The sequence below is a fragment of the Curvibacter sp. APW13 genome, assembly GCF_032337135.1.
GTDB lineage: Bacteria > Pseudomonadota > Gammaproteobacteria > Burkholderiales > Burkholderiaceae_C > Allorhodoferax.
This window is the reverse complement of record NZ_JAVXZZ010000001.1, coordinates 1,374,978-1,394,721: the sequence shown is the minus strand read 5'-3', so window position 1 is coordinate 1,394,721 and position 19,744 is coordinate 1,374,978. Positions and strand designations below refer to the sequence as shown.

Below are 19,744 nucleotides of genomic sequence, written 5' to 3'. Positions count from 1 at the left end.
CGGAAGTCTTCTGCCCACGAGTTTCACGATGACCGCTGCCACTTCGCACCAAGACAAGCGCGCTGAACTGCGCCAGGCTGCCCTTGATTACCACCAGCGCCCCACACCCGGCAAGATCGCGGTGTCGGCCACCAAGCAGCTGATCAACCAGCACGATCTCGCGCTGGCCTACTCCCCCGGCGTGGCCGCACCCTGCGAAGAAATCGTCAAGGACCCGAACAACGCCTTCAAGTACACCAGCCGTGGCAACCTGGTCGCGGTCGTGACCAATGGCACGGCCGTACTGGGCCTGGGCGACATCGGACCACTGGCGGCCAAGCCGGTCATGGAGGGCAAGGGCGTACTGTTCAAGAAGTTCGCTGGCATCGATGTATTCGACATCGAGATCAACGAAAAGCAGGACCTGGACAAGCTCGTCGACATCATCGCCGCGCTGGAGCCCACCTTCGGCGGTATCAACCTGGAAGACATCAAGGCACCCGACTGCTTTTACGTCGAGCGCAAGCTGCGTGAGCGCATGAGCATTCCGGTATTTCACGATGACCAGCATGGCACCGCCATCTGTGTCGGGGCCGCCATCCTCAACGGTCTCAAGGTGGCGGGAAAGGACCCATCGAAGATCAAGCTGGTGACCTCCGGTGCCGGTGCCGCTGCGTTGGCCTGCCTGGGCCTGCTGGTCAAACTGGGGATCCCGCGCGAAAACATCTTCGTGACTGACCTGGCCGGCGTTGTGTATGAGGGTCGGACCGAGCTCATGGACGAGGACAAGGCGCAGTTCGCCCAGAAGACCGAACTGCGCACCCTGCGCGAGGTGATCGCCGGTGCGGACGTGTTCCTGGGTCTGTCGGCCGGTGGCGTACTGAAGAAAGACATGGTCGCCACCATGGCTGAACGTCCGCTGGTGTTTGCGCTGGCCAACCCGACCCCGGAAATCATGCCCGAGGAGGTCAAGGAAGTGCGCCCGGACGCGATCATCGCAACGGGGCGCTCTGATTACCCCAATCAGGTCAACAACGTCCTGTGCTTCCCCTACATCTTCCGTGGCGCGCTCGACGCCGGTGCGTCCACGATCACGCTGGAGATGGAGATTGCGGCGGTCCATGCCATCGCCGAGCTGGCCCAGGCCGAGCAGAGTGAGGTGGTCGCGGCCGCCTATGCGGGTGAGAAGCTGGCCTTCGGCCCGGAGTACCTGATCCCCAAGCCCTTCGACCCGCGCCTGATGATGAAGATCGCACCGGCCGTTGCGCAAGCCGCCGCGGACAGTGGTGTGGCCGCACGCCCGGTGGAAGACATGGCTGCCTACCGCGAGAAGCTGCAGACCTTTGTCTATGCCTCGGGCACGACCATGAAGCCCATCTTCGCTGCGGCCAAACGGGCGTTGAAGAAGCGTGTTGCCTACTCCGAAGGCGAAGATGAGCGCGTACTGCGCGCCGCGCAGATCGTGGTCGACGAAGGCGTGGCCCTGCCGACGCTGATCGGACGACCCGCGGTCATCGCCAAGCGCATTGAGCGCTTCGGCCTGCGCCTGCGCGAAGGTCTGGACTACGCCGTGGTCAACGTGGAACAGGACCACCGCTACCGTGACTTCTGGCAAACCTACCACCGCATGACGGAACGCAAGGGCGTGACAGAGTCCATGGCCAAGATCGAGATGCGCCGCCGTCTTTCCCTCATTGGTGCCATGCTGCTGCACAAGGGGGACGTCGATGGCTTGATCTGCGGCACCTGGGGCAATCACGCACTGCACCTGTCCTACATCAACCAGGTCCTGGGGCACCGCGAGGGTGCCAGCATCTATGCCTGCATGAACGGCCTCATGTTGCCCGGGCGCCAGGTATTCCTGGTCGATACCCACATCAATTACGACCCCACCGCAGCACAACTGGCCGAGATCACGATCATGGCTGCCCATGAGCTGCAGCGCTTTGGCCTGAACCCGAAGGTGGCGTTGCTGTCGCATTCCAACTTTGGCTCCAGCAATGAGCCCAGTGCGGTCAAGATGCGCCAGACACTGGAACTGCTGCGTACCCAGGCGCCCTGGCTGGAAGTCGATGGCGAGATGCACGGCGATGTGGCTCTTGATGGCGCCGCGCGCACCGCCCTGATGCCCAACACCAGCCTGCAGGGTGACGCCAATCTGCTGGTGCTTCCCTCTTTGGACGCTGCCAACATCGCCTACAACCTGCTCAAGACTGCCGCTGGTGGCAACATCGCCATTGGCCCCGTGTTGTTAGGCTGTGCAAAACCTGTGCATATCCTGACCCCCAGCACCACGGTTCGTCGTATTGTGAACATGACCGCACTGACAGTGGCCGATGCCAATGTCCACCGATAGGAGGTCTCAGGAAAAGTTAGCGCTCGCTTCGAATTGATTTTCTTGCGGAAATCATGCCCGTTTTTTGTGCAGGTACTTGCTTTTTAGGACCAAATCCAGCACACTACGCCTCCTGATCTTTTCGGGTTTACCCGAATACAACAAAGGGTATCGCAGTGCGCTGGGGCACAACAAAGTTAGCACTTGCCTGCACACTGGTCGGCGCCTTCCTTGCGATGGCGCCCGCCGTGGGCAAGGAATCCAGCACCAGTGCCAGCCAGGCTGTCATTCCCTTGCAGGCTTTGCCTGCCCAGGGTCAGGAAACGTACCAGTTGATTCTCCGTGGCGGTCCTTTTCCCTTCGAGAAGGACGGTTCCGTGTTTGGCAATCGGGAACGGCTGTTGCCCGCCAACAAGCGCGGCTACTACCGAGAGTACACGGTCAAGACGCCAAGATCCAAGGACCGCGGCGCACGACGCATTGTGTGTGGAGGGCCAGCCACCACACCGGAAGTTTGTTATTACACGGCCGATCACTACGATAGTTTTCGCAGGATCGTGCCGTGAGGAATGTCTTGTTTTGTGGAGAGTGAAGGGGAAATGAACATGCCACTTCGTCAGGATGCCGCGCCTGCGGGCGTCGCTGCGGCGGACCAACCGCTGAAAAACGTGCGCACGAACATCGTGCAATCGATTCGCGCCTTTCGGGTGCAGGATCTCCAGGACGCCGCCAAGGGCCTGGGTCACCACTTCCTGTACGCCAATCTGGCTGCCGCCCAGAGCAAGCAGGACGTGCTCGACCTGATCGGTCAGCAATTCATGCTGACCATCAACCAGGGCAAGAACTTCGACGCCCTGTACGACAGCCTCACCGACCCGGTGCACAAGTCGGGCCCGCAGCCCGGTTTCATCGTGGTGCTGGAGCACATTCCGGCCAATGTGAAATTCGACAAGGAAGCCCGTGAGCAGTTGCTCGACATCTTCCGCGACACAGCCGACTACTGGGGGGACCGGAAAATACCGTTCCGCTGCTTCTATTCTTTTCTGTAGCCCGTTCTGCACAAACCAGCCAAGCAGAACGGGCGAACGAGGCTAACACCGCAGCAGTCGCAACCCCAGCCGAAGCACAAGATGACAGTGGCGAAAAGATGCCCACCGACAAACTGGTGGACGTATCGCCCCTGGCACTGCGCATGAGCAGCCCCTTCAATTCGGGCTACTGGCTCACCGCCGCCTGAGCGAGCGCGACGCGATCAGACCGACCGACGGGGCCAGGCCCTCTCGGTCGGTTTTTTTTGCTTCCCCCATTCGCGAAAGTGCAGGGCGGCCGACGACTTCAGGTCGGCAATACGCGTTCCATGGCAGCCTTGACGGTGGCCACATTGAAAGGTTTGGCCACGAAATCGTCCATCCCGGCCTCCAGGCAGGCCTGCTGGTCTGAATCCATTGCATTGGCCGTCATGGCAATGATGGGAACATGTCCGCCGTGCTGGGCTTCATGGGCGCGGATCGCGAGGGTCGCTTCGATGCCACCCATCACGGGCATCTGCATATCCATGAAGACCAGGTCCCAACCACCTTGGATCGCCTGCTCCACACCCTCCTGACCATTGTGGGCAATCGACACTTCGTGCCCCCACTTCTTCAATATCGTCGCCGCCAGCTTCTGATTGACCGGATGGTCTTCGACCAGCAGGATGCGTAACCCAGGCGCGTTTGCTGGTGCCTCGTTGGCTGCAGCGGGACCCGGAACAGGGGATGTCGTCGGCCTTGCAGCAGGTCGCTCCAGCCGGACCGTGAAATGGAAGGTGCTTCCGGCCCCGGGCTCGCTCTCGACCCAGATGCGCCCCCCCATCAGGTCGACCAGACGGGCGCAGATGGTCAGCCCCAAGCCGGTACCACCATACTGCCGCGTCGTCGAGGTATCGGCTTGGCTGAACGCTTCGAAAATGCTGGCCTGTTTGTCCGCGGGAATGCCGATGCCGCTGTCACGCACCGAAAACTGCAACAGGCAATGTGCCGCTTCGGCACCCGGCAACGCCGTCACGGTGACTGTGATGCTGCCTTGCGCAGTGAACTTGACCGCGTTGTCGCACAGGTTAGTCAGTACTTGGCCGATGCGCACCGGATCACCAAGCAATTGCTCCGGCAAGCCGGGGGGAAGGTCATGATCCAGCCGCAGCCCTTTGGCCTGGGCCCGTGCCTGCAGGCTACGCAGGCAATCACGCACCAGCTCACGCGGCGCAAAGGCGACCGACTCGATGCTGAGTTTGCCAGCCTCGATCTTGGAGAAGTCGAGAATGTCGTTGAGGATCACCATCAGCGAATGGGCCGAATTCTTGACCGTGCGCAGGTACTCGCGCTGCACCGCCGTGAGCTCGGTGTCCAACGCCAGCTCCGTCATGCCGATGACCCCATTCATGGGTGTGCGGATTTCATGGCTCATATTGGCCAGGAAGTCACTCTTGGCCTGGCTGGCCGCTTCGGCGCGCAAGGTCGATTCCCGCAACTCAGCCGCCATGCGGTTGCGCTCGGTCACATCCAGAATGGTGCCAACCAGGCCGGTAATCTCACCGTCGATGTTCTTCACCGGTGCCTTCCAGTACAGGCCGTCACGCACGGCGCCGGTGCGGCGATTGGTGAACTGGGCTTCATAGGTCTGCACGCGATCCTGCGCGAACAGTTCGATGTCCTTCTCATGCATCAGTTGCGCCGCATCGCCGGGCACCAGGTCGAAGACCGTCTTGCCGATCCACTGGCTGCGCTCGATGCCGAACAGTTCTTCAAACGCCCGGTTGAAGCGCAGGTAATGTCCGTGTCGATCCTTGAGATAGATGGCTGTGGGCGTGGCATCCAGCAGGACCTCGACAAATCCCAGCTGTTCCGCCAGCTTGGTCTCGACTGCCTTGCGCTCAGTGATGTCCGTCCGGATGGCGATGTACTGCTCGGGCAAGCCATCCAGCCCCAACAGGGGCACGATGGTGGCAGCCACCCAGTACGCATGCCCGTCCTTGGCCCGGTTGCAGATCTCCCCATGCCAGACCTGCCCGCGAGTGATGGTGTCCCACATCCCGGCAAACACAGCGGCGTCGTGCACGCCGGAACGCACGATGCGGTGATTCGACCCAATCAATTCCTCGCGGCTGTACCCACTGATGGCGCAGAAGCGGTCATTGGCGTAGGTGATGGTTCCCTGCAGATCGGTGATGCTGACGATCGCATGCTGATCCAGCGCGAACTTCTGGTTGTCCAGCGCGCGGCGACCCAGTTCGCGCTCGCGCATGAGCGCGGCCACCCGCTCAGCCAGGGCGTCCAGGTCGGCCGGTTCCGAAGAGGGAGTCTTGCCCGCCGGAGCGGAATCGAGGTCTTGCAGGATGCGCTGCAATGCATCCAACGCGCGCCGACGCATCTGCAGCTCAGACCGCAACTGCTGGTCTGCCAGGAATTGCTGGGTCACGTCACGCAATGCCAGCACGAATCCCGAGCGGAGCCCATCGGCGGAATGTATTGCAGAGATCGTGACGTCGATCACCGTTCGGCGACCCTGCGCCCCCTGCAACTCCATGCGCTGGAGCTTCCAGTCCAATGCCTCTACCGTCGGCAAGGCCAGCCCCGGAAGCCAATCGCTCACCGGATGTCCCAGGATGTCGGTCGCCCCGCCGCCCAACATGATCTGTGCAGCAGGATTGCAGTTACGAATCTGCAGATCCGCACCAACATTGAGAACCCCATCCGCAATGGCATTGAGGATCACGGAAGCCTGGGTACGCTGCGCCGCGAGGCTGCTGGCTGCGTGACTCAGGATCTCGAAGGTATGCCGGATCTCGGCCGGCGCATCGGAATCCAACAGGGCACCCACTTCCACGGCACCCGACAGGATGGCATCTTCGTGGGCTCGGACGCGGTCAAAATTGCCGAGCCAGCGCTTGAGCGGAATGCCCATGAGCCCCATTCCGCACAGGGTGGCACCCGCGGCCAGTCCTGAGACCAGCACCAACAATTCCCACAATTGCGCAGCGATGAGGTCGACATCGAACGACAGGCGCATGACTCCGTAGTCCTTGCCGCCCACACGGATGTTGTGGTTGATGTCCAGCAATTGTTCCTGCAATCGCTGCAGCAACCAGTCGGGAGCACGCCAGCGCGGCGTGCCGGATTGCTCAGCCTTGATGATGCCGCCGGAGGTGTCGATGAACTGGGCCCGGGAAAACGGTGACCGGTCGATGGCCCGTTCGAGGGTCTTGCCGATGGTGTCGTAATCGCCGATGACGGCACTGTCGGCCACCGACGGAGCGGCCACGTTCATCATCATCTCGCCGGCCAGGACCTCTTCCTGCACGTGGCGTTCGAACTGGTAGCGATAGAACAGCAGCAGACCGCTGCAGGTGAACACCAGCAAGGTGGCGGCATACAGGGCGAAGATCCGCCCGACCAGCGTCTTGGGCAGGAACTGGCGGATCAGGCCCATGGCAGCTTAATGCAGGATGCTGGGGGCAGTCTGGTAGAAGCGCCGGTAGGCTGCGTAGTCGGCATTGCTGGCCGGAATGAAGACCGCATCCTGCCCCAAACCGATGGTCTTGGAGACCTCATGCAGTATTTCCTTGCCCTTGGGATCCTTGCCCATCTCGAAGAAGGCATTGGCCACGGCCTTCACGTCCTTCTCAGGCACCTTTGCCGAGGCCATGAGGGCGAGGTCAAGGAAGGGCTCGGACTTCCACAGCACCCGGAACTTCTTGCCCTCGCGACGCTCGTAGGCCTCCACCAGCTGCGAGTTGCCACCGCTGGCCGGCACCTTGCCGCTGAACAGTTGCGCGAAGGCAGCAGTCTGGTTGCCGGCAAACACCGGCTTCACATCGATACCCTTGGACAGCAGGTGGGCATAGGGCACCTTGTAGACGAGGAAAGCCTCGGGGCCGGCAAAGGCCACATCCTGCCCCTTGAGCTGCGCCAGATCCTTGATCGGCGAATCTTCAGGCACCACGATCTCGCCATGCACTGGCGGAGTCTGTCGGCGCCCGAACACCTTCCACCCTAGCTGCTCACGTTCGGGAGAAAAAAGGTGGTTCGTGAATACGAACTCCACCTCCTTGGCCAACACGTAGCTGGTCGTGTCGGCCGAGGTGCGTCCGATCTTGAGATTGAGCTTGATGCCCGACTTCTCGTACACGTAGTTGATGATCGGATTCCAGTAGGCCGCCGTCAGGTTGATGTCGTGCTGGTTGACCGGGGAAAAGGTGTAGGTGGCGGTTTGGGCCTGGGCCGCCGCACCGGTCGCCCCCACGATTGCCCATGCCAGCAGTGTTTTCAGGAACTTGCGCTTCATCCATGCACCTCCTTGCTTACGCGTTGGTCACCCCGCCTTGGACGCCGACAGGGCCTGTGCCAATGCTACATACTCCTGCACCGGTACCTCTTCAGCGCGACGCTGTTCATCGAATGTGCCCGCAAAACCCTGCTCCTGCAACCAGCGCCCCAGCGTATGGCGCAGCAGCTTGCGGCGTTGGCTGAATGCCACCTGCACCAGCGTTTCCAGACACTGTACATCCAGAACTGCGGGGGCGGCGTGGGGGACCATGCGCACCACCGCGCTGTCGACCCTGGGAGGGGGGTCGAAGCTTTGCGGCGGCACGAACAGGAAATTTTCCATCGCGTAGCGCCACTGCAGCATGACACTCAGGCGGCCGTAATCCGAGGTGGATGGTTGCGCCACCATGCGGTCGATGACTTCCTTTTGCAGCATGAAGTGCTGGTCGGCCACCACGTCGACATACTGCAGCAGGTGGAACAGGATCGGTGTGGAGATGTTGTAGGGCAGGTTACCGACGATGCGCAGGCGACCGACCGCTCCCAGGTCCTGGGCCACGTCAGCAAAGTTCACCCGCAGCACATCGGACTCGATGACCCGCAACTGCGGGTGTTCACGCAGTCGCCGGGCCAGGTCGCGGTCCAGTTCCACCACGGTCAATTGCCCGATGCGCTCCACCAGCGGCTGGGTCAGCGCCGCCAGCCCCGGGCCGATCTCCACCATGGCGTCGCCCGGGCGCGGTGCAATACCGTCCACAATGGCATCGATGATGCCGCCATCGCACAGGAAGTGCTGCCCGAAGCGTTTGCGTGCGACGTGCTGCATGGCTTACTGCGGCGCCTCGCGGTACTCGACAAAGGCCCGGCCGCGCACTTCCTGGGCCCAGGACTCGAACGCCTTTTCATACCGCGATTCGCGCAATTCCATGCGCGCCAGCTCACGCAGCTCGCGGGGATTCAGATCCACCTTGCGCCGTTCGATCACCTGCAGCAGGTGCACTCCGAAGCGCGACACCAAGGGCGCGCTGATTTCCAGATCATCGAGCTTGTTCATGACCTCTTCGAACTCCGGCACGAACATGCCCGGGTTGGCCCAGCCTAGATCGCCCCCCTGTGCCGCACTGCCATCCTGCGACATCTCGCGTGCCGCGGCAGCAAAGCTAGTGGCACCGGACGCAATACGCTTCTTCACCGCAGCCAGACGCTCGATGGCCTGGGCCTGCGTCAACTCCGGGCCGGTACGCAGGAGGATGTGGCGCGCATGGGTCTGCACCACCGATCGGGTCAGCTTTTCGGGCGCACGGCGCTCGACCACCTTGAGGATGTGGAATCCGGCGCCCGAGCGCACCACCTCGGAGACGCCGCCTATGGGCAGATCCTTGGTAGCCTGGACAAAGAGCCCCGGATAGCGGTCACCGCGGCGCAGCCCCAACTGGCCGCCATTGCTGCGATCCGCCGCAGAGACCTGCTGCACCAAGGCCTCGAAAGACTCCCCCTGACGGATGCGTTCGCGCAGCTTCTGGGCCTGCGCGAACAGCGCCGCAGCCTGCTCGGCACTGGCCTTTTCCGGCAGGGCCACCAGGATCTGGGCCAGGTTGATGTCCATCGTCAACGGGTCGTTGTTCTTGGCCTGCATCTCCTGCAGGTACTGGTCGATGTCCTGCTCGCTCACCCGATTGCGGCTGCCCACTTCGCGCTCGTACAGGCGTTCGAGCAGCTGCTGGTTGCGCAGCCGTTCGCGAAAAGCGCTCACATCCAAGCCTTCGCTGGCCAGGCGCTTGTGCAGCTCGGCAACGTCGACACCGGATTGGCGTGCAACGGCCTGCTCGGCCTGCTCGACCAATGCCGCGTCGATCCGGATGCCCGTTTCGCGGGCCAGTTGCAGCTGCGCACGCTCGTTGATCAGGCGCTCGAGCACCTGCTTGCGCAGCTCCGCCGGGGCGGGGACGGCCTGCTTCTGCTGGCGCAGCGAGCGCTCCACCCGCGCCACTTCGGCCAGCAATTCGGCGTTGGTGATGGGCTCGGAGTTGACTACGGCAACGATGTAATCGGCAGCACGCGCACTTTGTGCCCAGACCGCCGGTACCGCAGCCATTCCCATCGCACAGGCCAGGGCCCAGGCCCCCAACTTCACTTTCATGGTCATCAATCGTAGTTGCTGAATCGGCTGTAGCTGGTGCCAGCGTCGCGCAGATTCTGGTAGCGTGAAATATTCGATGTCAAGGTACGTTGCGGGCTGATCCCGAGCTTGGTGAACCCGACGAATTCGAGCTGGAACATGATGCGTTGGTTGACCGAGTTCACGCTCGTCGAGGTGCGCTCCAGCACCACGCGACTGAGCCAGCATCCGGCATCGTACTCCAGCCCCAGCACGGTATCGACCAGCCGGCTCTCGTTCATGCTGTAGTTCATGCGTCCGACGGCGTAGTAGCGCCCTTCGCCCTGGCCACGGCCATAGCCCAGGTCCTGCCCCTTGTCACCCCACAGGTCGTTGAGCGGCCATTGCCAGCTCACGTCAACCTGCTCGCTCTGGTTGCGGGCAAAGCGGTAGGCCATGTTGAGCACGCGGTAGTGGCCCGGGTTGTAGCGTGCCGATACCGTGGAACGCTCGGACAGCCCGTTGAGCGCGTTGTACTGGGCCACCGAATCCAGGGTCCAGCGCTCGTTGACGTTGGCGGATGCGCCGAGCAGCACGTCACTGAAACCGGCCTTGGCGGGCGCATCGGTGCTCAGGTAGGTGACCTGCTGGTCCTCGAAGCGGAAACGTTGGGCCACGCCGAGCTTGAGGAACTGCGCTCCGGTCTCGGCATCGAGCAAGCGGCTGCTGACGCCCAGGGTCAGCAGGTTGTTGTCGGAAATCTTGTCGTGTCCGACAAAGGCGTTCTCGGTATAGATGCTGGCAAAGTTGAAGTCCTTGATGCCCGTGTCGTAGTTGGGCAGCATGCTCTGGTTGCGGTAGGGCGTGTAGACGTAGAACGCCCGTGGCTCCAGCGTCTGCACAAAGCCCGTGCCGAAGAAACTCGTGTCGCGCTCGAACACCACACCGCTGTCGAGACTGAAAGTCGGCACCACGCTGCTCTGGCTGCTGGCGCCATTCACCGACAACGGGGTATCGAACTGGTACGCCGCAGCATGCAGTTGCACCTTGGGGGTCAGGTAGCCTGCGGCGCCGACCAAGGGCAGGGCTGCCTGCATCTGGCTATAGGCCCGCTGGGCATTGGGCTGCAGGGTCTTGGTAGGGTCCGACTCGAAGCGCGTCATGTCGCCTTCGACTGACCAGTCCATGCCGTGGTTGTTGTACTGCGTGTAACGGGCCACCACCTGCGGAACGCGGTCGTACGGTGGCGTGATCGGCGAGGTAGCACTCTGCAGTGTCTGGTACTGCTGCACATTGGCCGTGACCGACCAGGGGCCACGCCCCCAACTCGTCACCACCTGGCTGGGCAGAAGGCGCTGGGTCAGCGTGCCGCTGCGCGTGAAATCGGTCCAGTAGTCGTTGTCGCTCACGTGGTTCAGCGATACGGACAGGGCCACGTCGCCAATGGCCGCAACACCGGTGTCGACGCTCCCGTTGTGGGTCAGGGAGTAACCCCACCGGTCTATGCCGCGCAGCCGATCGGAAGGCATGTAATTGGCGCGCAACGTGCCGCTGTAGCGCGGCTCCAGGTAGCGAAACTCGGTACCCAGATCCACCCCGCGCGCAGTCATGAGCGTGGGCGTGATGGTCGCGTCGCGGTTGGGCGCAATGTTCCAGTAGTAGGGTGCCAGGATTTCGGTACCGTTGTTGCTGTCGGCCCCGATGGTGGGCGGTAAAAAACCCGAGCGGCGCTTGTCGCTCAGCGGAAAGCTGATGGCGGGCACCGGCAGCAGGGGCACACCCTTGAAGCTCAGCACCGCGCCATGCGCCACGCCGCTATCGTCCTCATTGTCGAGTTCGAGCTTGTCGGCGCGCAGGATCCAGTCCGGCAGCCAGTCGGGGCCCGGCTTGCGCCGGCACGTGGTGTACGTCGCGTTGTGCACCACGGTATGGTTTTCATCAATGAAGTCGGCGCGTGTCGCTTCACCATGAGCATCGTTCTGCAGGAACTGGTAGCGTGGCGCCTCGAAGTGGCCCTGGAATTTCTCCACGCCCAACTCCAGCACCGGCCCCTCGTAGACGTTGCCCATGCGGTTCACCCGCACCTGGCCGGTGGCCCGGGCCCGGTCACTGGCGGGGTCGTACTCCAGCCGGTCGGCACGCACGGTGGTACCGGCACGGCGCAGCACGGCGTCGCCTTCCACCACGGTTTCCTTTTCCGGGCGCCCCTGCAACTGGTCGCCCTCCAGAAACACCGGACTCTGGCGCACCTGCGATGCCGGCAGCGCTTCCGGCATCGCGCTGGTGCTGCGCAGGGCGGCGGGCTCCTGCGGATCGGGGGTCTCCGCCGGGTCCTGGGCAGACGCAGCCTGACCGACACACAGCAGCGCCAGTGTCAGCAAGGTGGGGGCAGGGGGTCGCGGCCAGCGCGGCGGTAAACGCATGAAGAGGGAAGGTCGGCAGGGTCGGCTTTGTAAAATGGATTATCCATGAGTGCCACACCTCCCTCCCCCACCTCCTCTTCTCCCTTGGCGGAAGCCCCTGTAGTCTGGAATGACCCGGTGCGCCAGGCCCTGTTCCTGCAATGGCTGTGGGCCATTGCGCCGCAGCATGGGCTGCGCACCGACACCGTGCGCCTGGCGTCGGCCGATGCCAGCTTCCGCCGCTACCTGCGTGTGGACAGCGACCAGGGCAGCCGCATCATCATGGACGCCCCGCCCGACAAGGAGAACTGCCTGCCGTTTGTGCAAATCGACCGGCTGATGCAGGCCGCAGGCCTGCGCGTGCCCGAGATCCTGGCCTGGGACGAGGCCCATGGCTTCATGCTGCTGTCCGACCTGGGCAGCCAGACGCTGATGCAGACCATCGACCCCGAGGCTCCCCCGCCATTGGCGGCGTACCTGGAGGCCGTCGATGTCCTGGTGCAGTGGCAGAAGGCTTCGCAGCCAGGCGTGCTGCCGCCCTATGACGAGGCACTGCTGCGCCGTGAACTGGAACTGTTCCCCGACTGGTACATCGCCCAGCACCGCGGCGTTTCGCTCGACGAAGCCCAGCGCAAGACCCTCGACGAAGCCTTCACCCGCATCGTGCGCGCCAACCTGGCCAGCCCCAGCGTCTATGTGCACCGCGACTTCATGCCGCGCAACCTGATGGTGGGCGTGGATGTGGCCCCCACGCTCGGCGCTGGCGCATCCTCGCTGCCCCCCGAGGGGGCCATCGCGGCTCGGGGCGGCCCAGCGCCGCTCACGCACAAGCTCGGCGTACTCGACTTCCAGGATGCGGTCTACGGCCCCATCACCTACGACATAGCCAGCCTGATGCGCGACGCCTTCCTGAGCTGGGACGAGGAGTTCTGCCTGGACGTGACCATCCGCTACTGGGACAAGGCGCGCAAGGCCGGCCTGCCCGTGGGCGACGATTTCGGCGATTTCTACCGCGCCGTGGAATGGATGGGCCTGCAGCGCCACCTCAAGGTGGCAGGCATCTTTGCCCGCCTGACCCTGCGCGACGGCAAGCCCAAATACCTGGCCGACACCCCACGCTTCATCCACTATATCCGCGCCACCTGCAGCCGTTACATCGAACTCAAGCCGCTGCTGCGGCTGGTGGAAAGCATCGAAGGCATTGAAGCCCCCAGCGCTTACGCCTTTGGCCGGGTTTAGGCATGAAATCAACCCCTAGCCCGCATATTGACTGCGTAGGCAGCTACTGATTGCATAGCAAGTGCCACGCATCCATTGTCCCTTGCCGCTGCTGCCCGGTGCCCAGGTATCGCTTCCACCGGGCGCGGCCCGCCACGTCCAGGTGCTGCGCATGCAGCCTGGCCAGACGCTGACCCTGTTCACCGGCGAGGCCAGTGCAGAAGGTGAATTCAGCGCCACCATCACCCGCATGGGGCGCTCGGACGTGGACGTCGAAGTGGGGGCATTCCACCCGGTGCAGCGCGAAATGGGCCTGCGCATCCACCTGGCCGTGGGCATGCCCGCCAATGAACGCATGGACTGGCTGGTGGAGAAAGCCACCGAACTGGGTGTGGCCAGCATCCAGCCGCTGATGACCGAGCGCAGCGTGCTGCGCCTCAGTGGCGAGCGTGCCGACAAGAAGCAAGCGCACTGGCAAAGCGTGGCGGTGTCCGCCTGCGAACAGTGCGGAGGCAATCGCGTGCCCCTCATCCACCCGGTGCAGACGCTGGCACGCTGGCTGGACCAACCGGCGCCGTCCGCCACGGGCGTGCGCCACGTACTGTCGCTGGCGCAGGGCAGCCAGCCGCTGCAGGCACGGCTGCAAACCCTGGCAGTGGGTGATGGGGAAGGGTGTTTCCTGCTCGGACCCGAAGGCGGGCTGGGCCCCGACGAAGAACGGCTGGCGCTGCAGCGTGGCTTTGTTCCTACCGGCCTGGGGCCGCGCGTGCTGCGCACCGAAACGGCGGCACTGGCGGTGCTGGCCAGTGCCCTGTTGCTACCAATAGCGTAGCGAGCTACACAATATCAGCGAGGAATTCGGCCTATTCCATGCCGGAAACATAGGCCGCCAGGGCCTCCACGTCGGCGTCGCTGAGCAGGCTGGTGGCAGCGGCCATGAGCGGGTCGCTGCGCTGCACGCTGCCGGCACGGTAGCGTTTGATGGTCTTGGCCAGGTAGCCGCTTTGCTGACCGGCAATGCGGGCGAAGCGCTCGCTGCCCAGGCCGTTCTCGCCGTGGCAGCGGAAACAGTTCTTGCTGAACAGCTCACGCCCCTTGGCCACCTGGGCCGGGTTGGCGCCGCTGCGGTGCGGCAGCACGGCTTGGGATCCGAAGAACACCACCATGCCGATGGTCTCCTCGGGTTTGAGCGCGCGGATCATGCCTTCCATGAATTCGTTCTTGCGCCGCCCTTCGGCAAACTGGCGCACCTGGTCCAGCAGGTAGCCCGGGTTCTGACCGGCCAGGTTCGGGATATCGGGGTTGGTGCTGTTGCCGCCCTCACCGTGGCAGTTGGCACAGAAGCCGGCCACGCGGCGCCCGGTCTTCATGGCCTCTTCCAGCTGCTTCGGGTTGGCCTGCACTTCCTTGAGTCGGGCTGCGTAATCGACCTCGGCGCGTGCCTTGGTGGTCTGCCCGAAAGCAGTTGACGACAGCATGTGACTGCCGACAGCAAGACAAACCAGAAGAGACCACGATCGAAGCCCGCGCATGTCAAGACCCTCACAACAAAGTGGTCATTCTAGATTCAGATCAATTTCGCCACGGGTTTTCGCTGGCAGTCCACGGTGCCAGTTGCGCGATCTTTGACTTGCATCAAGATCCACCGCTGTCGTTCAAAGGCGCAGGCGTGGCGGCGCCGCCATCTGCTCCGGCAGCGTGAAGTAGGCCGCGGTATCGCCTTGCACGGCCCGTGCCTGCTCCAGCACCTGGCGGGCCACGGTACGCAAATGCACCTCGTCGGGCCCGTCCATCAGGTGCATGGCCCGTCCCCAGGTCCACAGGTAGGCCAGCGGGGTATCGGGCGACAGCCCCATGGCACCGAACACCTGCATCGCACGGTCCACCACCCGCGTCTGCAGCCGCGCCGCCACCACCTTGATGCCGGCGACATCGGCGCGGGCCTGGTGCGGGGCCTGCTGCAGGCCGCCCTGGTCCAGCCGCCAGGCCGCCTGCAGCACCAGCAAGCGGGCCTGGTCTATTTCCAGGCGCGAATCGGCCAGCCATTCCTGCACGTTGGCAAACTCGCCCAGGTAGTGCCCGAAACTGCGCCGCTCCAGCGCGCGCGCCGCCATCAACTCCAGTGCCAGCTCGCACTGGCCGATGGTGCGCATGCAGTGGTGGATGCGGCCCGGCCCCAGGCGCGCCTGGGCCATGGCAAACCCGGCACCGCGCGCTCCCAGCACCTGCTCCGGCCGGATGCGGACATTCTCGAAGCGGATCTCGCAGTGGCCCTCGGGGGCCTGGTGCTGCATCACCGGAATATTGCGCAGCACCTGTACCCCCGGGGAGTCCATCGGAACCAGCACCATGCTGTGCTGGGCGTGGGAATCCTCGCCGACCTCAGCATCGCGGCACATGACGATCAGCAATCGGCAGGCCGGGTGGGCCGCCCCCGTGATGAACCACTTGCGCCCATGGAGGACCATGCCATCCGGTCCACTGCGCAACTCGGTCTGCAGCGTGGTGGGGTCGCTGGACGCCACGTCGGGCTCCGACATGGCAAAGGCCGAGCGGATATCACCCATGAGCAGCGGCTGCAGCCATTGCCGTGCCTGTTCCGGGTTGGCAAAGCGCAGCAGCAACTCCATGTTGCCGCTGTCCGGTGCGCTGCAGTTGAAGACTTCGCTGGCCCACGGCAGGCGACCCATGACTTCGGCCAGCGCCGCATAGTCCACGTTGGACAAGGCCTGGCCGGGGACGCCGGGCGGCAATTCGGGGAGGAAGAAATTCCACAGCCCTTCTTCGCGGGCCAGGCTCTTGAGGTCTTCAAGAAATGGCGGTGGATATTGGCCCTGCGCCACGGCCTGGTGCCAGGCCGCGTTGTACGGCAGCAGATAGGTGTCGAGGAAGCTGCGTACGCGTGCACGCAAGGCCAGGGTCTCTGGAGAGAAATTGAATTCCATGGTTCACGCCCGGTGGCAACAAGCCACGCAAGTGCTGACCCAGTCTGCTCCCCCTGCTCTCGGCTGTCTGTCACCTTGGCGGCCCGACGACCAGCCTGCAGCGCACCCGCGGGCGGCTCAGGTCATGTGGCCTGCCTGCGCCTGATGGGGCTCACCGGGGTGCTGGCCCAGGTTCCAGGGAATCGTGGCGAATGCAACGCTGGCCACGAAAAACAGCGTGGCGGCCACGGTTGCACCCAACTGGAAAGCAAAAGCAGTGTTCTTGGACATCGGTTTCTCCTGTGCCTGCAGGCACCTCACTTGGCAACATTGCGTCGGACCAGGCGGGTCGTCACGGGGTCGAAGTAGGCTTCGACGATCTGGTTGTCGCGGTCAAAGCCATAGACCTCGTAGCAGTTGCCATTGGCCACCTTGAAGGTCTTGATGCGGTAACCACGGTGTTCGGCCAGTAGGCGCATCTCCGCCTCATCGATCCACTCGCTGCGCGGGGCCTGCGTGCACACGTCCGCCGCTTTCTCGCGTGAGACATTCGGCAGCAGCTTCGGGGCATCCTTGGCCGGCTGGGCCCCCACTGCCATGGGCCACACCACTCCGATGACCACTACCCAGACTAACTTTCGCATGGCGACTCCTTTCAATAGGTGCGCAGTGTCCTGCGCCCTGCTTAGGGTTTTCTTAGTCCCGGGAAGCCGGGTTAAGAATGGCTTCATGTTGGCGTGCGACGCTACGAACCATGACCATCCACCGAACATCCCGCCGCCGTCTTGCTTGGGTCCCCGCCATCCTGGCGCTGGCCTGCGCACTCCCCATTCCCCTGCATGCCACTACGACGCCCGGCACCCCTGTGTCGCCGACCGCATCGGCCACCTTCGCCACCGACGCCGCCGTCCGTGAGGGCATGCAAGGCGTCCGCGACATCATGGCGGTGCAGGAGGAACGCATCCGCACAGGCGCCTTGGCGCCCTCGGACTACCGTGCCCTCGCCGTGGCGATCGACGCCCAGTTGCACGGCCGGTTGGCCCAGCGTGCATTGCCCAAGGCCTCCGCCGTGGCGTTTCAGGCCAGTGTCTGGCAGGACCTGACCTACTGCGTCGGTCTGATGCGGGACGGGCGCAGCCTGGGCCTCCAACGCACCGGCGCGTTCGGGGTGCAGCAGGTTCTGCGCAACTACGGCCAGTTTTTCGACCACCCTGGCTGGTAAGCGCTGCGGCCTCGGCGCACTTGCTGCGCCGCAATATTCTTGACCTGGATCAGATCGGCGCGCGGGTGCGCACCCAACAATGGAAGGCATTGTTGTCACTCCCGCCGCCTGACCATGAAAACCGTACTCGGCATCAGCCTGGGCTCCAGCAGCCACGACTACCGCTTTACCGCCACCTTCCTCGGCCAGCGCCTGCAGGTGCAGCGCACCGGCACCCATGGCAGCACCACCCAGGCCGCCAAGCTGCTCAAACACCACACGGCCAGCGCGGTGGGCCTGGGGCTGGAGAAGGAACACTACGGCACCAGCCACCATAAGTTCACCGACAAGGACACGCACAAGCTCAAGGCGCTGGTCACCACCGTACCGGTAACGACGGGTGCGCGCCTGGGCGACATCCTGCAGGAATGGGCCGTGCGCCACGCGCAGATTGCCCTGGGCAGTTACTTCAACAACACCCGCGTCCTGTTTCTATCGGGCCTGACCAACTACAAGCTCGCCATGTCGCTGGCCGAGTACACGCCCAACCTGCAGTTTGCCGACCCACTGCTGCAGATGGGCGTGCCCAAGCTGCTGTCGTCCCTGGAAGGTTTGCAGACCTATGCCACGGGCGCCCATTACGTGAAGGACTGGAGCTTGCCAGCGAAGTTCGGCACCGGTGCGGTGAAGGAGTGGGGCGACTTTGTGTTGCGCCGCGCGCTGCAGAAAGCCACCGTGCTGGTGGCCTCCCCCCATGAACTCGACCTGTTCGGGCTGGAGGAACTGGCGGGCAAGACCATCATCACTTCCGGGCTGAGCGACGAGCGGCTGGCCGAGCTCAAGGACAAAGGGGTGCACATGGTGGTGGACGGCGCCCCGGTACTGCACGGCCATGTCATCGGGCCATACCTGCTCGACGCCATGATCCTGGCCGCGCTGGACAAGACCAGCGAAGTCATGCTGGAGGACGACTACCTCGACATCCTGACCACGCTGAACCTGGAGCCGCGCATCCTCTACCCCAATGGCTTCAAGCGCGTCAACCGCTTTGCCTTCGTCATCCACCCGCTGTCGCAGGAGTACTTCAAGAAGGTCAAGCCCATCGAGCTGCTGTCGCAGGTGTCGCCGCCGGTGTTCATGAACTCGCTGGAAAAGATCATGGCCTACGCGCCGCCCTTCGTCTATTCCAAGGTCTCGGGCATCCAGTCACCGACGGGCGTCGAGGCCGAGGGATGGCTCATTTCGGTGGGCGGCACGCCGCGCGAGATCATGGCGCACAGCCCCGAGTTCACCTACAAGCGCCTGCTGGACGCTGCCGCCATGGCCAAGAAGCTCGGCGCCCAGATCATGGGCCTGGGCGCCTTCACCAAGGTGGTGGGCGATGCCGGGCTGACCGTGGCCAAGCGCGCGCCACTACCTATCACCACCGGCAACAGCTACAGCGCATCGGGCGCCCTGTGGGCCGCGCACGATGCGCTCCTGCGCATGGGCCTGCTGCCCAAACCGCAAGGCAAGGAGCGTGTGGCCTTCAAGGCCATGGTGGTGGGTGCCACGGGCGCCATCGGCTCGGTGTGCGCCCGCCTGCTGGCCAAGGCCGCGCAGGAGGTCTACATGGTGTCCCCAGAGACCGCCAAGCTGCTGGCGCTGAAGGAATCCATCCTGCAGGAAACACCGGACGCCCAACTGTTCCTGTCGGCCCAGGCCGACAAGGACATCGCCGACATGGACATGATCGTGACCGCCACCTCGGGCGCGGGCAAGAAGGTGCTGGACATCATGAAGGTCAAACCCGGCTGCGTCATCACCGACGTGGCCCGCCCGCTGGACCTCCCACCGAGCGAAGTGGCCAAGCGCCCCGACGTGCTGGTCATCGAATCAGGCGAAATCCGCCTGCCGGGTCAGGTGCGCATGAAGAACATCGGCCTGCCGCCCAACGTGGCCTACGCCTGCCTGGCGGAGACCATCGTGCTGGCGCTGGAAGGGCGTTTCGAGAACTTCACGGTAGGCCGTGGCATTGAGTGGGAGAAGGTGCGCGAGATCTACAAGCTGGGCCTCAAGCACGGCATGCAGCTGGCAGAGATTTCGGGCGTGAACGGACCGTACAGCGACGAGGACATCGCCCGGGTGCGCGACCTGGCGCTGGCAGCACGCGCCCGTCAGCAGCGCAGCCCCTCGGCCCCGGCGAAGGCGTCGGCCAAGTCGCCCCCACCCGCTCCCCGCAAACGCCGCAGCGCCTGATGGCGCCGGCATCCGATGCGAAATCAGGGCCCAGCCCTCACAAATG

At 63.8% G+C, this 19,744-nt stretch carries 16 protein-coding genes; 7 read left to right on the top strand and 9 right to left on the bottom strand.

The window, feature by feature from the left end; genetic code table 11:
* Positions 1-28 precede the first annotated feature (28 nt).
* The 3 genes from RQP54_RS06470 to RQP54_RS06460 all read left to right on the top strand — a co-directional run bounded on the left by RQP54_RS06470 (position 29) and on the right by RQP54_RS06460 (position 3,363).
* Positions 29-2,335 (top strand): NADP-dependent malic enzyme, encoded by a 2,307-nt coding sequence (locus tag RQP54_RS06470; protein ID WP_315677352.1) that lies wholly within the window; start codon positions 29-31, stop codon positions 2,333-2,335.
* A gap of 215 nt (positions 2,336-2,550) precedes the next feature.
* Complete coding sequence (locus RQP54_RS06465; RefSeq protein ID WP_315677351.1) at positions 2,551-2,880, top strand: ribonuclease; 330 nt, start codon at positions 2,551-2,553, stop codon at positions 2,878-2,880.
* Positions 2,881-2,913: 33 nt separating this feature from the next.
* Positions 2,914-3,363: a barstar family protein gene (locus RQP54_RS06460; protein WP_315677350.1), complete on the top strand. Its 450-nt coding sequence runs from the start codon at positions 2,914-2,916 to the stop codon at positions 3,361-3,363.
* Positions 3,364-3,649: 286 nt separating this feature from the next.
* Here RQP54_RS06460 and RQP54_RS06455 read toward each other — a convergent pair whose 3' ends face one another.
* The 5 genes from RQP54_RS06455 to RQP54_RS06435 are packed head-to-tail and all read right to left on the bottom strand — an operon-like array spanning position 3,650 to position 12,138.
* Positions 3,650-6,781: a PAS domain S-box protein gene (locus RQP54_RS06455; protein ID WP_315677349.1), complete on the bottom strand. Its 3,132-nt coding sequence runs from the start codon at positions 6,779-6,781 to the stop codon at positions 3,650-3,652.
* 6 nt (positions 6,782-6,787) lie between these two features.
* Positions 6,788-7,636 (bottom strand): phosphate/phosphite/phosphonate ABC transporter substrate-binding protein, encoded by an 849-nt coding sequence (locus RQP54_RS06450; RefSeq protein ID WP_315677348.1) that lies wholly within the window; start codon positions 7,634-7,636, stop codon positions 6,788-6,790.
* A gap of 27 nt (positions 7,637-7,663) precedes the next feature.
* Positions 7,664-8,443, bottom strand: coding sequence for a 16S rRNA (adenine(1518)-N(6)/adenine(1519)-N(6))-dimethyltransferase RsmA (rsmA, locus tag RQP54_RS06445; protein WP_315677347.1), 780 nt, complete (start codon positions 8,441-8,443; stop codon positions 7,664-7,666).
* A 3-nt stretch (positions 8,444-8,446) separates the two neighbouring features.
* Positions 8,447-9,757 (bottom strand): peptidylprolyl isomerase, encoded by a 1,311-nt coding sequence (locus tag RQP54_RS06440; RefSeq protein ID WP_315677346.1) that lies wholly within the window; start codon positions 9,755-9,757, stop codon positions 8,447-8,449.
* A 5-nt stretch (positions 9,758-9,762) separates the two neighbouring features.
* A complete protein-coding gene (locus RQP54_RS06435) occupies positions 9,763-12,138 on the bottom strand; it encodes an LPS-assembly protein LptD (protein WP_315677345.1) in 2,376 nt (791 codons plus the stop codon).
* 45 nt (positions 12,139-12,183) lie between these two features.
* Between RQP54_RS06435 and RQP54_RS06430 the strand changes: the two genes are divergently transcribed.
* Positions 12,184-13,356 carry an aminoglycoside phosphotransferase family protein gene (locus RQP54_RS06430; RefSeq protein ID WP_315677344.1) on the top strand — a complete coding sequence of 391 codons (1,173 nt, stop codon included), beginning with the start codon at positions 12,184-12,186 and terminating at the stop codon, positions 13,354-13,356.
* Positions 13,357-13,417: 61 nt separating this feature from the next.
* Positions 13,418-14,167 (top strand): 16S rRNA (uracil(1498)-N(3))-methyltransferase, encoded by a 750-nt coding sequence (locus RQP54_RS06425; protein WP_315677343.1) that lies wholly within the window; start codon positions 13,418-13,420, stop codon positions 14,165-14,167.
* Between the two features lie 31 nt (positions 14,168-14,198).
* On the opposite strand, the gene RQP54_RS06420 is transcribed toward RQP54_RS06425, so the two are convergent.
* The 4 genes from RQP54_RS06420 to RQP54_RS06405 form a co-directional block, all read right to left on the bottom strand.
* Entirely contained in the window at positions 14,199-14,813 is a 615-nt protein-coding gene (locus tag RQP54_RS06420) for a c-type cytochrome (RefSeq protein WP_315677342.1), read from the bottom strand.
* Between the two features lie 177 nt (positions 14,814-14,990).
* Positions 14,991-16,280, bottom strand: a complete 1,290-nt coding sequence (locus tag RQP54_RS06415; RefSeq protein ID WP_315677341.1) for an acyl-CoA dehydrogenase family protein — start codon at positions 16,278-16,280, stop codon at positions 14,991-14,993.
* A gap of 117 nt (positions 16,281-16,397) precedes the next feature.
* Positions 16,398-16,550 (bottom strand): hypothetical protein, encoded by a 153-nt coding sequence (locus tag RQP54_RS06410; RefSeq protein ID WP_315677340.1) that lies wholly within the window; start codon positions 16,548-16,550, stop codon positions 16,398-16,400.
* A gap of 26 nt (positions 16,551-16,576) precedes the next feature.
* Entirely contained in the window at positions 16,577-16,903 is a 327-nt protein-coding gene (locus tag RQP54_RS06405) for a PepSY domain-containing protein (RefSeq protein ID WP_315677339.1), read from the bottom strand.
* Positions 16,904-17,013: 110 nt separating this feature from the next.
* Here RQP54_RS06405 and RQP54_RS06400 point away from each other — a divergent pair, with 110 nt between their 5' ends.
* Both RQP54_RS06400 and RQP54_RS06395 read left to right on the top strand, forming a co-directional pair.
* Positions 17,014-17,481, top strand: coding sequence for a hypothetical protein (locus RQP54_RS06400; protein ID WP_315677338.1), 468 nt, complete (start codon positions 17,014-17,016; stop codon positions 17,479-17,481).
* A 114-nt stretch (positions 17,482-17,595) separates the two neighbouring features.
* Entirely contained in the window at positions 17,596-19,698 is a 2,103-nt protein-coding gene (locus RQP54_RS06395) for a dehydrogenase (RefSeq protein WP_315677337.1), read from the top strand.
* Positions 19,699-19,744: the final 46 nt, after the last annotated feature.

Excerpts from the sequence above, each read along its gene's own strand:
- RQP54_RS06465 (WP_315677351.1), top strand. The coding sequence starts at position 2,551 with ATGGCGCCCGCCGTGGGCAAGGAATCCAGCACCAGTGCCAGCCAGGCT.
- RQP54_RS06420 (WP_315677342.1), bottom strand. The coding sequence starts at position 14,813 with ATGCTGTCGTCAACTGCTTTCGGGCAGACCACCAAGGCACGCGCCGAG.
- RQP54_RS06410 (WP_315677340.1), bottom strand. The coding sequence starts at position 16,550 with ATGTCCAAGAACACTGCTTTTGCTTTCCAGTTGGGTGCAACCGTGGCC.
- RQP54_RS06455 (WP_315677349.1), bottom strand. The coding sequence starts at position 6,781 with ATGGGCCTGATCCGCCAGTTCCTGCCCAAGACGCTGGTCGGGCGGATC.
- RQP54_RS06470 (WP_315677352.1), top strand. The coding sequence starts at position 29 with ATGACCGCTGCCACTTCGCACCAAGACAAGCGCGCTGAACTGCGCCAG.
- RQP54_RS06460 (WP_315677350.1), top strand. The coding sequence starts at position 2,914 with ATGAACATGCCACTTCGTCAGGATGCCGCGCCTGCGGGCGTCGCTGCG.
- RQP54_RS06440 (WP_315677346.1), bottom strand. The coding sequence starts at position 9,757 with ATGAAAGTGAAGTTGGGGGCCTGGGCCCTGGCCTGTGCGATGGGAATG.
- RQP54_RS06395 (WP_315677337.1), top strand. The coding sequence starts at position 17,596 with ATGAAAACCGTACTCGGCATCAGCCTGGGCTCCAGCAGCCACGACTAC.
- RQP54_RS06400 (WP_315677338.1), top strand. The coding sequence starts at position 17,014 with ATGACCATCCACCGAACATCCCGCCGCCGTCTTGCTTGGGTCCCCGCC.
- RQP54_RS06405 (WP_315677339.1), bottom strand. The coding sequence starts at position 16,903 with ATGCGAAAGTTAGTCTGGGTAGTGGTCATCGGAGTGGTGTGGCCCATG.
- rsmA (WP_315677347.1), bottom strand. The coding sequence starts at position 8,443 with ATGCAGCACGTCGCACGCAAACGCTTCGGGCAGCACTTCCTGTGCGAT.
- RQP54_RS06415 (WP_315677341.1), bottom strand. The coding sequence starts at position 16,280 with ATGGAATTCAATTTCTCTCCAGAGACCCTGGCCTTGCGTGCACGCGTA.
- RQP54_RS06435 (WP_315677345.1), bottom strand. The coding sequence starts at position 12,138 with ATGCGTTTACCGCCGCGCTGGCCGCGACCCCCTGCCCCCACCTTGCTG.
- RQP54_RS06430 (WP_315677344.1), top strand. The coding sequence starts at position 12,184 with ATGAGTGCCACACCTCCCTCCCCCACCTCCTCTTCTCCCTTGGCGGAA.
- RQP54_RS06450 (WP_315677348.1), bottom strand. The coding sequence starts at position 7,636 with ATGAAGCGCAAGTTCCTGAAAACACTGCTGGCATGGGCAATCGTGGGG.